This is a genomic window from Kribbella sp. NPDC002412 (assembly GCF_053592935.1).
Window position 1 is genome coordinate 34,284 of the sequence record NZ_JBSFBL010000010.1, and the last position, 14,668, is coordinate 48,951.

The 14,668-nt window shown below is 69.0% G+C and carries 15 protein-coding genes; 10 read left to right on the top strand and 5 right to left on the bottom strand.

Annotated features, from left to right (window positions below; all coding sequences use genetic code 11):
• Positions 1-3: 3 nt before the first annotated feature.
• A complete protein-coding gene (locus ACWCOV_RS10665) occupies positions 4-615 on the bottom strand; it encodes a GNAT family N-acetyltransferase (protein WP_449829003.1) in 612 nt (203 codons plus the stop codon).
• A 127-nt stretch (positions 616-742) separates the two neighbouring features.
• Between ACWCOV_RS10665 and paaA the strand changes: the two genes are divergently transcribed.
• From paaA to paaE, 5 genes are read left to right on the top strand one after another with little or no spacing between them, the layout of a single operon-like run.
• Positions 743-1,672, top strand: coding sequence for a 1,2-phenylacetyl-CoA epoxidase subunit PaaA (gene paaA, locus ACWCOV_RS10670; protein ID WP_449829004.1), 930 nt, complete (start codon positions 743-745; stop codon positions 1,670-1,672).
• On the top strand, positions 1,669-1,950 hold the full coding sequence (gene paaB, locus ACWCOV_RS10675; RefSeq protein WP_132315431.1) for a 1,2-phenylacetyl-CoA epoxidase subunit PaaB: 282 nt from the start codon (positions 1,669-1,671) through the stop codon (positions 1,948-1,950). Before paaA ends, paaB begins: the two co-directional genes overlap by 4 nt.
• Positions 1,947-2,687, top strand: coding sequence for a 1,2-phenylacetyl-CoA epoxidase subunit PaaC (paaC, locus tag ACWCOV_RS10680; protein ID WP_449829005.1), 741 nt, complete (start codon positions 1,947-1,949; stop codon positions 2,685-2,687). Before paaB ends, paaC begins: the two co-directional genes overlap by 4 nt.
• On the top strand, positions 2,681-3,160 hold the full coding sequence (gene paaD / locus ACWCOV_RS10685) for a 1,2-phenylacetyl-CoA epoxidase subunit PaaD (RefSeq protein WP_449829006.1): 480 nt from the start codon (positions 2,681-2,683) through the stop codon (positions 3,158-3,160). Before paaC ends, paaD begins: the two co-directional genes overlap by 7 nt.
• Positions 3,161-4,246 carry a 1,2-phenylacetyl-CoA epoxidase subunit PaaE gene (gene paaE, locus ACWCOV_RS10690; RefSeq protein ID WP_449829007.1) on the top strand — a complete coding sequence of 362 codons (1,086 nt, stop codon included), beginning with the start codon at positions 3,161-3,163 and terminating at the stop codon, positions 4,244-4,246.
• A gap of 54 nt (positions 4,247-4,300) precedes the next feature.
• Here paaE and argG read toward each other — a convergent pair whose 3' ends face one another.
• Positions 4,301-5,734 (bottom strand): argininosuccinate synthase, encoded by a 1,434-nt coding sequence (gene argG, locus ACWCOV_RS10695; RefSeq protein WP_449829008.1) that lies wholly within the window; start codon positions 5,732-5,734, stop codon positions 4,301-4,303.
• A 204-nt stretch (positions 5,735-5,938) separates the two neighbouring features.
• Between argG and ACWCOV_RS10700 the strand changes: the two genes are divergently transcribed.
• Complete coding sequence (locus ACWCOV_RS10700; RefSeq protein ID WP_449829135.1) at positions 5,939-6,730, top strand: metal-dependent hydrolase; 792 nt, start codon at positions 5,939-5,941, stop codon at positions 6,728-6,730.
• Here ACWCOV_RS10700 and ACWCOV_RS10705 read toward each other — a convergent pair.
• Entirely contained in the window at positions 6,727-7,212 is a 486-nt protein-coding gene (locus ACWCOV_RS10705; protein ID WP_449829009.1) for a hypothetical protein, read from the bottom strand. The genes ACWCOV_RS10700 and ACWCOV_RS10705 overlap by 4 nt on opposite strands.
• Before the next feature lie 227 nt (positions 7,213-7,439).
• On the opposite strand from ACWCOV_RS10705, the gene dapA reads away from it, so the two are divergent.
• From dapA to ACWCOV_RS10720, 3 genes are read left to right on the top strand one after another with little or no spacing between them, the layout of a single operon-like run.
• Positions 7,440-8,354, top strand: coding sequence for a 4-hydroxy-tetrahydrodipicolinate synthase (gene dapA, locus ACWCOV_RS10710; protein WP_449829010.1), 915 nt, complete (start codon positions 7,440-7,442; stop codon positions 8,352-8,354).
• On the top strand, positions 8,351-10,045 hold the full coding sequence (locus ACWCOV_RS10715) for a ribonuclease J (protein ID WP_449829011.1): 1,695 nt from the start codon (positions 8,351-8,353) through the stop codon (positions 10,043-10,045). Before dapA ends, ACWCOV_RS10715 begins: the two co-directional genes overlap by 4 nt.
• Before the next feature lie 26 nt (positions 10,046-10,071).
• A complete protein-coding gene (locus tag ACWCOV_RS10720) occupies positions 10,072-11,100 on the top strand; it encodes a LacI family DNA-binding transcriptional regulator (protein WP_449829012.1) in 1,029 nt (342 codons plus the stop codon).
• A gap of 3 nt (positions 11,101-11,103) precedes the next feature.
• Here the strand turns inward: ACWCOV_RS10720 and ACWCOV_RS10725 are convergent, their stop codons facing one another.
• Together ACWCOV_RS10725 and ACWCOV_RS10730 are read right to left on the bottom strand one after the other, a co-directional pair.
• Positions 11,104-12,180, bottom strand: a complete 1,077-nt coding sequence (locus ACWCOV_RS10725; protein ID WP_449829013.1) for a fatty acid desaturase family protein — start codon at positions 12,178-12,180, stop codon at positions 11,104-11,106.
• A gap of 114 nt (positions 12,181-12,294) precedes the next feature.
• On the bottom strand, positions 12,295-13,005 hold the full coding sequence (locus ACWCOV_RS10730) for a GAF and ANTAR domain-containing protein (protein ID WP_449829014.1): 711 nt from the start codon (positions 13,003-13,005) through the stop codon (positions 12,295-12,297).
• A gap of 105 nt (positions 13,006-13,110) precedes the next feature.
• On the opposite strand from ACWCOV_RS10730, the gene ACWCOV_RS10735 reads away from it, so the two are divergent.
• Positions 13,111-14,634: an alkaline phosphatase D family protein gene (locus tag ACWCOV_RS10735; RefSeq protein WP_449829015.1), complete on the top strand. Its 1,524-nt coding sequence runs from the start codon at positions 13,111-13,113 to the stop codon at positions 14,632-14,634.
• Positions 14,635-14,668 lie beyond the last annotated feature (34 nt).

The following is a 14,668-nucleotide window of genomic DNA, read 5'->3' on the forward strand; positions in this document are numbered from 1 at the left end:
CTCTCAGTCGGCGGTGCCGGGGTCCGTGTGCAGCCGGATCTGCTTGATCCGGACGGACTCGTCGCCGTACAAATCCAGCTCGCGGTGGGCGCCGTCCGGAGCCCAGCCGGCCTCGGTGTAGAACGCCCGAAGAACGTCGTCGGTCGAGTTGACCCACACGGTGACCCGGCCGAACCCGTCGGCGCGGACCGTGTCGACGACCGCGTTCAGCAGCCGCGAACCGTGGCCGGCCCGGGTGGCCTCCGGCTTGACCGCGAGCTCGGCGATCAACGCGTCCCGCTGCGGATCGGCGTCCGGGTCGTCCGACGGCGTGATCGCGGCGAACCCGACGAGCGTCCGGCCGGCCAGTGCGACCATCACCCGGTTGCGGGCCTCACCGGGAGCGATCAGCGCAGCTCGCCACTGAGCGGCGAACTGCGCCGGGTTGAGATCGGCGAGTACGTCGACCGGCAGCAAGCCGGCGTACGACGCCCGCCAGGACGCGACCTGGATCTCGCCGATCTCGTTCGCCTCGGCCGGAAGCGCCAGCCGCACACTCGTCTCCGCGACCGGGCTCTCGCCCGTGCTGGACAGGTCGGAGAGGTTGGCGGGTTCCGGGACGCCGAAGTCACTCATACCCGCCATCCTCGCAAGTCAGTACACGAGCTTCCGCAGCAGGGTCTCGGCCGTGCCACCGTCCGGCTTTGTGACACTTCTTCGCTGATCTGGACAGAAAGTGTCACAACTCGGCTATGCTGGCGGCATGGACGACAGCTTCCAGGCGACCATCGACGCCGACGGCCGGATCGAGCCGCGGGACGCGATGCCGGAGGGGTACCGCAAGACCCTGATCCGGCAGATCGCGCAGCACGCGCACTCCGAGATCATCGGCATGCAGCCGGAGGGCAACTGGATCAGTCGCGCGCCGTCGCTGCGCCGCAAGGCGATCCTGATGGCCAAGGTGCAGGACGAGGCCGGCCACGGGCTCTACCTGTACGCCGCCGCCGAGACCCTCGGCGTGGACCGGGCCGACCTGCTCGACCTGCTGCACAGCGGGAAGCAGAAATACTCCAGCATCTTCAACTACCCGTCGCTGACCTGGGCCGACATCGGCGCGATCGGCTGGCTGGTCGACGGCGCCGCGATCGTCAACCAGGTCCCGCTCTGCCGCTGCTCCTACGGGCCGTACGCGCGGGCGATGGTCCGGGTCTGCAAGGAGGAGTCCTTCCACCAGCGGCAGGGGTTCGAGATCCTGCACACGCTGTGCAACGGCACCGAGGCGCAGAAGGCGATGGCCCAGGACGCGCTCGACCGCTGGTGGTGGCCGTCGCTGATGATGTTCGGTCCGCCGGACTCCGCGTCCACGCACTCCGAGCAGTCGATGGCGTGGGGGATCAAGCGGCACAGCAACGACGAGCTGCGCCAGCGCTTCGTCGACATGACCGTCCCGCAGGCCGACGTGCTCGGGCTGCGCGTGCCGGACGACGGCCTGTCGTACGACGAGGAGACCGGACACTATCGCTTCAGCGAGCCGGACTACACCGAGCTGTACGAAGTGGTGAAGGGCAACGGGCCGTGCAACCAGCAGCGGCTTGCGCACCGCGTGAAGGCGCACGAGGACGGCGCGTGGGTCCGTGAAGCCGCGGCGGCGTACGCGGCGAAGAAGGCTGCTCGTCAGGAGAGTGCGGCATGAGCATCGAACCGCTGTGGGAGGTCTTCGTGCGGTCCCGGCGCGGGCTCTCGCACACGCACGTCGGCAGCCTGCACGCGCCGGACGCGACGATGGCGCTGCGCAACGCCCGGGACGTCTACACCCGGCGCCAGGAAGGCGTGTCGATCTGGGTCGTGCGGGCGGCCGACATCACCGCGTCGAGCCCGGACGAGAAGGACGAGTTCTTCGACCCGGCCGGCGACAAGGTGTACCGGCACCCGACCTTCTACCAGGTCCCGGAAGGCGTAGAGCACCTGTGAACGACCTTTTCGTCTACACGCTCCGGCTCGGCGACGACGCGCTGATCTCCGCGCAGCGCACCGCCGAGTGGATCGCGGCCGCCCCGCAGCTCGAGGAGGACGTTGCCCTGGGCAACATCGGCCTCGACCAGCTCGGCCAGGCCCGGTCGCTGCTGCAGTACGCCGGCGAGGTCGAGGGGGAGGGGCGGACGGAGGACGACCTCGCGTACTTCCGGGACGAGCGCGACTTCCTCAACCTTCAGCTGTGCGAGCTGCCGAACGGCGACTTCGCGCGGGCGATGGCGCGATTGCTGTACTTCGCGACGTACCAGCATCTGGTCTACGAAGAGCTGCTCGAGTGCTCCGACGAAATGCTGTCGGGGGTGGCGGGCAAGGCGGTCAAGGAGGTCGCTTATCACGTCGACCATGCGACGCAGTGGGTGCTGCGGCTCGGCGATGGGACCGAGGAGAGTCACCGTCGGATGCAGGCCGGGTTGGAGGCGTTCTGGCCTTACACCGCGGAGATGTTCGAGTCCGACGAGCTCGTACGGCGCCTGCCGGTCGCGGTCGAACCGTCGACGGTCCGGGATGAGTGGGAGCGCCGGGTGTTTGCGGTGATCGACGAGTCGACGTGTGCTCGGCCGGCGGCGTCGTACCAGCACACGGGCGGTCGCGCTGGTCGGCATACGGAGCATCTGGGGTATCTGCTGGCTGAGCTGCAGCATGTGGCGCGGTCGCATCCGGGCGCGACATGGTGACGGACGCGGCGATCCTCGAGGCTGTTGGTGAGGTCGCTGATCCTGAGGTGCCGGTGCTGACGATCGCGGATCTCGGCGTGCTGCGTGGGGTGCGGCATGAGGGTGACGAGGTGGTGGTGACGATCACCCCGACGTACTCCGGGTGTCCGGCGATGGACCTGATCCGGCACGAGGTCGAGCTGACGCTTGACCATCTGGGGGTCGGCGGGCGGGTCGAGACCGTGCTGTCGCCTGCTTGGACGACCGACTGGATGAGTGACGCCGGGAAGGCGAAGCTGGTCGAGTACGGGATCGCCCCGCCGACCGGTCACCGTGCTGTCGGCGGCCCGGTTGCGCTGTCATTGACTATCCGGTGCCCGTTGTGCGGGTCGCCCGACACCACCGAGCTCAGCCGCTTCGGCTCCACGTCCTGCAAGTCCCTCTGGCGGTGCAACAGCTGCCGGGAGCCCTTCGACCACTTCAAGGCGATCTAGATGACGACTGTGGCGCCCCGGCGGCGCGCTGTCTTCCACCCGTTGAAGGTGGCGGCGATCGAGGCGATCACCGACGACTCGGTGGCGATCACGTTCGCGGTGCCGGCGGAGTTGGTGGACGAGTACGACTTCACCGCGGGACAGCATCTGACGATCCGCCGTACCGGTGAAGACGTGCGGCGCAGCTACTCGATCTGCTCGCCGGCCGGGTCCGGTGTGCTGCGGATCGGGGTCAAGCGGATCCCGGGTGGCGAGTTCTCGGCGTACGCCGCCAACGAGCTGCAGGTCGGCGATGAGCTCGAGGTGATGACACCGCTCGGACGGTTCGGTACGACGTTCGATCCGGCGAACGCGAAGCACTACGCGTTCGTTGCCGCGGGCAGCGGGATCACGCCGGTGCTGTCGCTGGTGGCGACGATCCTGTCCGTGGAGCCGGCCAGCCGGGTCACGCTGCTCTACGGGAACCGGACCGCGGGGTCGGTGATGTTCGCCGACGACCTGGCCGATCTGAAGGACCGGTACGCCGAGCGGTTCCACCTGGTGCACGTGCTGTCGCGGGAGTCGACGGAGGTGGAGCTGTTCAGCGGCCGCATCGACGCCGAGCGGCTGGAGCGGATGTTCAAGACGATCCTGCCGATCGGGACCGTCGACGAGTGGTTCCTCTGCGGCCCGTACGCGATGGTTGTCGGCGCCCAGGACCTGCTGCTGAACCAAGGCGTTCCGCGCGAGCACGTCCACGCCGAGCTCTTCCACGTAGGCGACGAGGCCCCGGCGGCTCCCGTCGAGGAGGCTCCCGTCGACGAGGACGCAGCCCAGGTCACCGTCATCCTCGACGGCCGCCGCTCGACCTTTGCTCTGGCCGAACACTCCAAGCCGGTCCTCGACGCCACCCTCGCCGTACGCTCCGACGCACCCTTCGCCTGCAAGGGCGGCGTCTGCGGCACCTGCCGAGCCAAGGTCCTCGAAGGCTCCGTCCGGATGGACACCAACTGGGCCTTGGAACCCGACGAGATCCGGGCCGGCTACGTCCTGACCTGCCAGTCCCACCCCACCACCCCCGCAGTCACCCTCGACTTCGACGCCTGACCACGACAAACAGCCAACCCCACCTGATGAGGTTGGCTGTTTGCGGGTGTCGGGTCAGTCGGTGCCGGACTCCATCGCGGCGCGGTCCAGGAGCTCGTCCTCTTCGGTGGCTTCGCCCCGGGAGGCGATCGCTTCGGCGCCGCCGGTGGGCATCGGTCCGATGAGGTCGGTGGACGAGGCCAGCGCCGGGTTGGTGGAGCCGAACATGCCGAGGCCCGCGTACTGCTCCAGCTTCGAGCGGGAGTCGGCGATGTCCAGGTTCCGCATGGTCAGCTGACCGATCCGGTCGACCGGGCCGAACGCCGAGTCCACGATCCGCTCCATCGACAGCTTGTCCGGGTGGTAGCTGAGCGCCGGACCGGTGGTGTCGAGGATCGAGTAGTCCTCACCCCGCCGGAGCCGCAGCGTGACCTGACCGGTCACCGCCGTACCGACCCAGCGCTGCAGGGACTCCCGCAGCATCAGCGACTGCGGGTCCAGCCAGCGGCCTTCGTACATCAGCCGGCCGAGCCGCCGGCCCTCGTTGTGGTAGTTCGCCAGCGTGTCCTCGTTGTGGATCGCGTTGACGAGCCGTTCGTACGCCGCGTGCAGCAACGCCATCCCGGGAGCCTCGTAGATACCCCGGCTCTTGGCCTCGATCACCCGGTTCTCGATCTGGTCCGACATGCCCATGCCGTGCCGGCCACCGATCGCGTTGGCCTCCAGCACCAGGTCGACCGCGGAGCCGAACTCCTTGCCGTTGATCGTCACCGGCCGGCCCTGCTCGAAGCCGATCGTCACGTCCTCGGCCTCGATCACGACCGCCGGGTCCCAGTGCTGCACGCCCATGATCGGGTCGACGGTCTCGATCCCGGTGTCGAGGTGCTCGAGCGTCTTCGCCTCGTGGGTGGCGCCCCAGATGTTCGCGTCGGTGGAGTAGGCCTTCTCGGTGCTGTCCCGGTACGGCAGGCCGTGCGCGACCAGCCACTCGGACATCTCCTTGCGGCCGCCGAGCTCGTGCACGAACTCCGCGTCCAGCCACGGCTTGTAGATCCGCAGCTGCGGGTTCGCCAGCAGGCCGTAGCGGTAGAACCGCTCGATGTCGTTGCCCTTGAAGGTCGAGCCGTCGCCCCAGATCTGGACGTCGTCGTCGAGCATCGCCCGGACCAGCAGCGTCCCGGTCACCGCCCGCCCGATCGGGGTGGTGTTGAAGTACGTCCGCCCGGCGGACCGGATGTGGAAGGCGCCGCAGGCCAGCGCGGCCAGGCCCTCCTCGACCAGCGCCGCGCGGCAGTCGACCAGGCGGGTGATCTCGGCGCCGTACGCCGTGGCGCGACCCGGGACGGAGGCGATGTCGGGCTCGTCGTACTGACCGAGATCGGCCGTGTAGGTGCAGGGGATCGCTCCCTTGTCCCGCATCCACGCGACCGCGACCGACGTGTCGAGACCGCCGGAGAAGGCGATGCCGACCCGTTCACCAACAGGCAAAGACGTAAGAACCTTGGACACAGAAAAAGTATGCACTCTCCTGCATGATTATGCAAAGCGAGTCGCCGCTGGCCCCGCTGCGTCGGCGGGCGGGTGGCTCCTTGTTCCAGCCCTCGAGCGAAGCGAGGGGTTGTGGTTGGAGGGGATCAGCGTGGCTGATGAGGCGGATGGGGTTGGGGTTGGGAGGATGGGGGCTCGCCGAGTGAGGGGAGTGGGGCCCGGATGATGGGGCGGTCGCATGCTTTGTCGGGGTGGTGTGCGGGGTTGGTGGTCGCGCCGTTGGTCGGGTTGACGACGGTGGCGGAGGTGGTGCCGTTCGCGGCGGCGACCGCTGGGTGCGCGCTGGTGCCGGATCTGGATCACCCGGGGGCGCGGGCGTCCCGGCTGGTCGGTCCGGTGACGCGGCTCGTGTCCGAGGCGGTTCGTGCCTTCTCAGGCGTGCTCTACAACCTCACCAAGGGCCCGCGCGACGAGGACAGCACCGGCAAGCACCGCCACGCGACCCACACGCTCGTCGCCGCGATCCTGCTCGGCATGCTCGCGGCCAGCGCCGGCGACCGCGGCAAGTGGGCTGTCCTCGCGGTGGCCGTCACCGGTCTGCTGCTCGCGGCCGACGTACTGGGTGACTGGCTGATCGTCCTCGTGCTCGGCGCCACCGCCTGGTCCGTGGCCGGTACGGCGTTACCCGGCACAACCACCGCGGACGCCATCCAAGCCGGCCTCACCGGCATCGGCGGCTGGATCGGAGTCGCCGTCGCCCTGGGCATGTTCGTTCACTGTCTCGGCGACAGCCTCACCCGCTCCGGCTGCCCGTGGCTGTGGCCGCTGCCGATCCGCGGCGAGACCTGGTACGAGATCCGCCTCCCACGCCCGCTCCGCTTCCGCACCAACGGCTGGTTCGAGCGCCTGATCGTCGTACCGCTCCTGCTCGGTGCCGCCGTGCTCCTCCTGCCCGGCGCCCTGCAGGCAGTGGAGCGCCTCTTCACCGCAACCTCGATCTGGATCGCCGGCCGCTAGACCTCGGTCAGGTACGACGACACGCCGCCGGACTCGAGTGCGGCGGCGAACCGCTGCTGGTTGCGCAAGCCCGGCCACACCTCCCACAGGAACAGCGGGATCGCGAGGGCAGCCCCGATCAGCACGAGATAGAAGCTGTCGACGACGAACGCGAGCGGGATCGAGATCAGGAAGACCGCCTCACACACCGCGAACCGGACGAAGGTCGACGCCGTGAATCGCTGCCACGACTCCGTCGCGACCTCGGCCCGCGACCGGTCGCTGATCTCCAGCGGGCTGGTCCGGAAACCGATGAGCTCGCAGAACGCATAAGCAAGCGCCGCGGCCAGCAGCACGAACGACGGCGCCCAGGTCGGCGGGAAGTCACCGATCCCGTCGACGGCCAGCACGAACCACAGGGTCAGGGTGATCATCGGGATCGCGGCGAGCATGGCGGCGGCCGTGGTCATCAGCGATCGCTGCGCGGGAGTGACAGTGGACACGCGGAGAGACTAGCGGTCCGGAAAGTCACCAGACCCTGACACTCAGCAACCGTGGTGTGACGGAGAGTGTTCACAGAATTTTTTCCGGACTTTTTTGCGGGAAGCTGTAACGCCTACCGGGCCCGGCCCGATAGGACGAGTGAGCCTGGTGGCTGCCCGGACCCCCGAGCGGACAGCCATCAGGCCTACTCATTTCTCAGCGGCTTCGGAGCGGTAACCTGAGCCCCATGTCCCCAGCCACAACTGCTGCCGCAGAGGCGCTGCCGTTCGGCCGCCTGACGACGGCGATGATCACCCCGTTCCGGCCCGACGGCTCGCTCGATCTCGACGCGGCGCAGAAGGTGGCGAAGTACCTCGTCGACCGCGGGAACGACGCGCTGATCGTCAACGGGACGACCGGTGAGGCCCCGACGACCTCAGACCGGGAGAAGGTCCAGCTGCTGAAGGCGGTGCTGGACGCGGTCGGCGACCGGGCCAAGGTGGTCGCCGGCGTCGGCACCAACGACACCGCGCACACGATCGAGTGCGCCAAGCAGGCCGAGGCCGCCGGGGTGCACGGTCTGCTGGTCGTCACGCCGTACTACAACAAGCCTCCGCAGGACGGGCTGCGCGCGCACTTCACCGCGGTCGCCGACGCCACCGGCCTGCCGAACATGGTCTACGACATCCCCGGCCGGGCCGGCGTCGAGGTCAGGACCGACACCCTGATCGCGCTCGCCGAGCACCCGCGGATCGTCGCGGTGAAGGACGCCAAGGGCGACATCGCCGGGACCACCAAGGTGCTGGCGAACACCGATCTGTTCTACTACTGCGGTGCCGACGAGCTGAATCTCGCCTCGCTCGCGATCGGCGCGGTCGGCATCGCCAGTGTCGTCGCGCACGTCGCGAGTCCGGAGTACCGGCAACTGATCGACGCCGTGGTGGCCGGCGACCTCGCCACCGCACGAGAGATCGACCGACGGGTGGTGCCCGCCGTCGAAGCGATCATGACCAGGACCCAGGGCGCCATCATGGTGAAGGCCGCGCTCAAGCTGGCCGGCGTCATCGAGCACGCGACACTCCGGTCGCCGTTGATTGAGGCGACCGCCGAGCAAGTGGACTGGCTCACCACCGACCTCAAGACGGCAGGACTGATTGCATGAGCCATCCCCATCCAGATCTCGACGCGCCCGGGCCCCTCGCCCCGGGCGCTTTGCGGGTGATCCCGCTCGGCGGCCTCGGTGAGGTCGGCCGGAATATGACGGTCTTCGAGTACGACGGCAAGCTGCTGATCGTCGACTGCGGAGTGCTGTTCCCCGACGAGAACCAGCCCGGCGTGGACCTGATCCTGCCGGACTTCCAGCCGATCCGGGACCGCCTCGACGACATCGTCGCCGTGGTGCTGACGCACGGCCACGAGGACCACATCGGCGGCCTGCCCTACCTGCTGCGCGAGCGAGGCGACATCCCGGTGATCGGGTCGCAGCTCACGCTCGCGCTGCTCGAGGGCAAGCTGAAGGAGCACCGGCACCGCAACGTGCCGCAGCAGACCGTGGTCGAGGGCGAGTCGCTCCAGATCGGCCCGTTCGTCTGCGAGTTCATCGCCGTGAACCACTCGATCCCGGACGCGCTCGCGGTGGCGATCAAGACGCCGGCCGGCCTGGTGCTGCACACCGGCGACTTCAAGATGGACCAGTTGCCGCTGGACAACCGGATCACCGACCTGCGCGCGTTCGCCCGGCTGGGTGAGGAGGGCGTGGACCTGTTCTGCGTCGACTCGACCAACTCCGAGGTGCCCGGCTTCACCACCCACGAGCGCGACATCGCGCCGGTGCTGGACGGTGTGTTCACCAAGGCGAAGAACCAGCGCATCATCGTCGCCTGCTTCGCCTCGCACGTGCACCGGGTCCAGCAGGTGATGGACGCGGCCGTGAAGCACCGCCGCAAGGTCGCGTACGTCGGCCGCTCGATGGTCCGCAACATGGGCGTGGCCCGCGACCTCGGCTTCCTGAACGTGCCCGGCGACACCCTGATCGACATGCGCGAGCTGGACAACTACCCGCCGGAGCAGGTGGTACTGGTCTCGACCGGTTCGCAGGGCGAGCCGATGTCGGCGCTGTCCCGGATCGCCGCGAACGACCACCACGTCGTCCAGATCCAGCCGGGCGACACCGTCGTACTCGCGTCGTCGCTGATCCCGGGCAACGAGAACTCGGTGTACCGGGTGATCAACGGCCTGACCCGGCACGGCGCGAACGTGGTCCACAAGGGCAACGCGCTGGTGCACGTGTCCGGTCACGCCAGCGCGGGCGAGCTGCTGTACTGCTACAACATCGTGAAGCCGCGCAACGTGATGCCGGTGCACGGCGAGATCCGGCACCTGCACGCGAACGCGGACCTGGCGATCCAGACCGGGGTGCCGGCGCAGAACGTCGTCGTCGTCGAGGACGGCGTGGTGGTCGACCTGATCGACCGCAAGGCCGTGGTGGCCGGCAAGGTGGACTGCGGGTACGTGTTCGTCGACGGGTCGACGGTCGGCGACATCACCGAGACCTCGCTGAAGGACCGCCGGATTCTCGGCGACGAGGGTTTCATCTCGGTCATCGCCGTGATGGACTCGGTCACCGGCAAACTGACGGCCGGGCCGGAGATCCAGGCGCGCGGGTTCGCCGAGGACGACACTGTCTTCGACGACCTGAAGCCGAAGATCGAGGCGGAGATCGAGAAGGCGATCGGCAGCGGTGTGGACGACATGTACCAGCTGCAGCAGGTGATCCGCCGGGTGGTCGGCAAGTGGGTCAGCGACACCCACCGCCGGCGCCCGATGATCATCCCGGTCGTCGTCGAGAGCTAACGGGACAACTGGGGAGAGGGCCGGCGATGACGATCAGCGGAGTGAACGGGACGGGCCAGCGCCGGCCCACGATGAAGGAGGTCGCGGCCCGGGCCGGTGTCGCGCTGAAGACCGTCTCCCGGGTGGTGAACGAGGAGCCGAACGTCAGCCCGGAGCTGACCGCCAAGGTCCAGGCCGCGATCAAGGAGCTCAACTACACCCCGAACGAGAGCGCCCGGATGCTGCGCCGCGGCAAGACCGGGACGATCGCGGTGGTCATCCGCGACATCGGCGACCCGTTCTTCGCGTCCCTGGGCCGCGCGGTCGAGCTCTGGGCCCGGTCGTCCGGCTCGGTGGTGATGATCGGCCTGACCGACGAGGACCCGGACCGGGAGCGCGACGTCTGCCTCGAGTTCGTCGCCCGCCGGCCGGACGCGCTGATCATGGCGCCGATCGGCGAGACCCAGGAGTACCTCGCGCCGCACGTCGACGCCGGCATGGCGGTCGTCACGATCGACCGGCCGGCGCACGGCATCGAGGCGGACGCCGTCCTGGCCGACAACGCCGGCGGGATCGACCAGGCGATCGACCACCTGGTCCGGCAGGGCCACCGGCGGATCGCCTACCTCGGTGACGACGAGCGGATCTTCACCGCCCGCGAACGGGTGGTCGCCTACCGAGCCGCGATGGCCCGGCACGGGATCGAGGTGGACGAGGACCTGGTCCACCTGTCCGAGCCGACGACCGAGGGCATCGGCATCACGCTGTCCGCCGTACTCGACCGTTCCGAGCCGGCCACCGCGTTGCTGTCGGCGAACAACATGACCACGGCCGAGGTGCTCCGCGGACTCGCGGGCCGCCGGGACCAGGTCGCCCTGGTGTCCTTCGACGACCTCGCGCTCGGCGACCTGCTCAGCCCCGGCCTGACCGCGGTCGCGCAGTCGGCGGACGTGATGGCCCGTACGGCGATCCAGCTGATGACCGAGCGCCTCCCGGAGCCCCACCGGCCGGGCCGCACGGTCCGGGTTCCGGTGAAGCTCACGATCCGCGGGTCGGGCGAGATCCCGCCCCGCTGAGCGTCACTTCCGGTAGGCCTCGACGAGCGGGCACTGGAACGGGTCGCGGGCCCGCAGGCCGACGTTGTTCAGGTAGCCGACGACGATCCCGTACGACGTGAACAGGCCGACCTCGGTGTACGGCACGTCGTGCTCGGCGCAGTACTCGCGCACGATCGGCTGGACCTGTTTGAGGGTCGGCCTGGGCATGCTCGGGAAGAGGTGGTGCTCGATCTGGTAGTTGAGGCCGCCGAGCGCGAAGTCCACCAGCACGCCGCCGCGGATGTTGCGCGACATCAGCACCTGGCGGCGCAGGAAGTCGAGCTTCATCGTGGCGGGCACCAGCGGCATCCCCTTGTGGTTGGGCGCGAACGCGCCGCCGAGACAGACTCCGAAGACCGCCAGCTGCAGCCCGAGGAAGGCGCCGGCCTTGCCGATCGGCAGCAGGATCAGCAACACCGCCAGGTAGGCGCCCAGCCGGGACAGCACGATCGCGGCCTCGATCCGTTCGACCCGGCTCGCCGACCGGCGGAGCAGATGACGCAGGCTGGAGACGTACAGGTTGAGGCCTTCGAGGGTGAGCAGTGGGAAGAACAGCCAGCCCTGGCGACGGGTGAGCCAGCCGCTCAGGCCGCGGCGTTGCGCGAAGCGCTCCGGAGTGAAGGCCACGACGCCGGCGCCGATGTCGGGATCGCGGTCGACCTGGTTCGGCGCCTGGTGGTGGCGGCTGTGCTTGGAGTGCCACCAGCTGGAACTCATCCCGATCAGTCCGCCACCGAGCAGGCGTGCGGTCCAGTCGTTCCAGGCCGCGGAGTCGAAGATCTGCCGGTGTGCGCTGTCGTGGCTGAGGAAGGCCACCTGGGTGAGGACCAGAGCCAGCGCGCCGGCCATGAGCAGCTGTAGCCAGGAGTTGCCGAGCAGGCCGATACCGACCCAGACGGCCGCGAAGGCTGCGAGCACCAGGCTGATGCGGATCCAGTAGTACAGGCGACGGCGTCGGAGCAGTCCCAGCTCACGCACTGTCCGGGCAAGGTCGGTGTAGAGGTTCGTGTACCGCTGTTGCGGCCGCTGCGGATGGTCGTCCGCGACAAGCTGTGACATGAGAGCGCCCCGGTCCGGTGCATCGTCGATGGGCTACCGGGTCTGGGGCAGCGCCACGAAAGTGGCTGGTACTTCAACGGAACCACGGCCGGCCCACACACGCAAGGCGACGAACTACCGGGTCGGCAGCGCGGAGGTGTCCAGCGAGCCGTCGAGCACACCGTGTGCCACGACGCTCAGCTTCTGACCGGTCTCGCGTGCGTACGAGCGCATCGCGGCGAACGCCGCCGCGGGGCTCAGCCCGGCACGCTCGGCCAGCATTCCCTTGGCCTGCTCGATCAGGACCCTGCTCGTGAGTGCGTCATGGAGTTGCCCGGCCAGCAGCTGCTGCTCACGGTGCCGCCGCTCGTGCAGGAGACCGATCGTGGCGATGTCGGACAGGGCTTGCGCGAGGGCGATGTCCTCGGCCCCGAGCTGTTCCGTACTGGTCCGGAACAGGTTGAGCGCACCGATCACCTGCCTGCGAAGGCGGAGCGGGATCGCGTGCGCCGATGCGTAGCCGCCGGCCGCTGCCGCCGCGGCGAACTCGGGCCAGCGGGCCAGGTCGGTGTTGACCACCGGTGCGCCGGTCCGGAAACACTCCGGGCACGGACCCTCGTTCTGCTGAAGCTCGAACAGCTCCAGCAGCTCGACCTGGTCGTCCGAGGACGCCATCACCCGCAGGACGCCGTTCTGGTCGGCCAGCATCAGGCCGGCGGCGTCGACATCCAGCAGTTCGACGCTGACCTCGGCCAGGGTCCGGAGGAAGTCGACCACGTCGAACTCGTCGACCAGGGTGTCGGCCAGCTCGATGAAGACCTCGGTGATGCGGTGCTCGCGACTCATCCGTTCCTCCCTCCGCTCTCTCCATTTTCGGTGCTCGCGGGCTGATTCGGTCCCAGTTCGCCCGGCTGTCACCTGACCGTCATCGGGGGAGCGCACCTTCGGACCATGAACTTGAGCCGCCGCCAGCTCCTGGCCGCATCCACCGTCGCCGGCGCGACCCTCGCCGTACCAGAGATCGCCGCCGCGACGCCGAACCTCGTCCGTCGCGACCGGCCGGCGCTGCCGTCCGGGATCATGTCCGGTGACGTCACCGAGAACTCGGCCGTCGTCTGGTCCCGGACCGACCGCCGGGCCCGCCTCGTCGTCGACCTGACCAGCCACGGCCGGTTCGACCGGGCGATCCGGTTGCGCGGGCCGGTCACCGGGCCCGACGACGACTTCACCGCGCAGCTCCCGCTGAAGGGCCTGCGCCCGGGCCAGCGGTACGACTACCGGATCGCGTTCGAGGACTCCAGCGGCCGCCGTGGCGAGTCGCTCGAGGGTTCGTTCAGTACGCCGGGACGCAACCGCGGACTGTCGTTCGTCTGGACCGGCGACACCGCGGGCCAGGGCTACGGCATCAACCCGGACCTCGGCGGCATGATCGCGTACCAGGCGATGCACGACACCCGGCCGGACTTCTTCCTGCACTCCGGGGACAACATCTACGCCGACGGCCCGATCGCGGCCGAGGTGAAGGTTGCCGACGGCACCATCTGGCGGAACGTGGTGACCGAGGAGGTCGCCAAGGTCGCCGAGACGCTGGCCGAGTACCGCGGCCGGTACAAGTACAACCTGCTCGACGAGCACGTCCGGGCGCTGTACGCCGACGTGCCGATCGTCAGCCAGTGGGACGACCACGAGACGGTCAACAACTGGTACCCCGGCGAGATCCTCACCGACGAGCGCTACACCGAGAAGCGGGTCGACGTCCTGGCGGCCCGGGCCCGGAAGGCGTTCCTGGAGTACCTGCCGATGGTCCACACCGCAGGGCGGGGCCGGATCTACCGCAAGGTGAGCTACGGCCCGCTGCTGGACATCTTCTGCCTGGACATGCGGACCTACCGCGACACCAACCCGAAGCCGGACGTCGCCGGCGAGGTCGCGATCCTCGGCGCGGAGCAGGCCGAGTGGCTGGTCCGGGAGGTCGCGAAGTCGAAGGCGACCTGGAAGGTGATCGCCAGCGACATGCCGATCGGCGTGCTGGTCCCGGACGGCGCCGAGATCGAGGCGGTCGCGAACGGCCTGACCGGCGCGCCCGGCGGTCGCGAGCACGAGATCGCCTGGATCCTGAGCCAGTTCAAGCGGCGCAAGCTCCGCAACACGATCTGGCTGACCGCGGACGTGCACTACTGCGCGGCGCACCACTACGACCCGTCGCGGGCGGCCTTCACCGACTTCGACCCGTTCTGGGAGCTGGTCGCCGGGCCGATCAACGCCGGCACGTTCGGGCCGAACGCGCTGGACTCGACGTTCGGGCCGAAGGTCGAGTTCGTGAAGGCGGCCGACTTCCCGAACCAGCCGCCGAGCGGTGGCAACCAGTTCTTCGGCCACGTCGACATCGACCCGCGCACCGGCGTCTTCACCGCGTCGCTGCGCGACCTCTACGGCAAGGTCCTGTGGTCCAAAGACATCGAACCCGCCCGGTAAGAGGTGGTTGAGACGGCCCGCTGAGGCCCGTCGT

Coding starts and splice junctions, on each gene's coding strand:
- ACWCOV_RS10665 (WP_449829003.1), bottom strand. CDS start 615: ATGAGTGACTTCGGCGTCCCGGAACCCGCCAACCTCTCCGACCTGTCC.
- paaA (WP_449829004.1), top strand. CDS start 743: ATGGACGACAGCTTCCAGGCGACCATCGACGCCGACGGCCGGATCGAG.
- paaB (WP_132315431.1), top strand. CDS start 1,669: ATGAGCATCGAACCGCTGTGGGAGGTCTTCGTGCGGTCCCGGCGCGGG.
- paaD (WP_449829006.1), top strand. CDS start 2,681: ATGGTGACGGACGCGGCGATCCTCGAGGCTGTTGGTGAGGTCGCTGAT.
- paaE (WP_449829007.1), top strand. CDS start 3,161: ATGACGACTGTGGCGCCCCGGCGGCGCGCTGTCTTCCACCCGTTGAAG.
- ACWCOV_RS10700 (WP_449829135.1), top strand. CDS start 5,939: ATGGGGCGGTCGCATGCTTTGTCGGGGTGGTGTGCGGGGTTGGTGGTC.
- dapA (WP_449829010.1), top strand. CDS start 7,440: ATGTCCCCAGCCACAACTGCTGCCGCAGAGGCGCTGCCGTTCGGCCGC.
- ACWCOV_RS10715 (WP_449829011.1), top strand. CDS start 8,351: ATGAGCCATCCCCATCCAGATCTCGACGCGCCCGGGCCCCTCGCCCCG.
- ACWCOV_RS10720 (WP_449829012.1), top strand. CDS start 10,072: ATGACGATCAGCGGAGTGAACGGGACGGGCCAGCGCCGGCCCACGATG.
- ACWCOV_RS10725 (WP_449829013.1), bottom strand. CDS start 12,180: ATGTCACAGCTTGTCGCGGACGACCATCCGCAGCGGCCGCAACAGCGG.
- ACWCOV_RS10730 (WP_449829014.1), bottom strand. CDS start 13,005: ATGAGTCGCGAGCACCGCATCACCGAGGTCTTCATCGAGCTGGCCGAC.
- ACWCOV_RS10735 (WP_449829015.1), top strand. CDS start 13,111: ATGAACTTGAGCCGCCGCCAGCTCCTGGCCGCATCCACCGTCGCCGGC.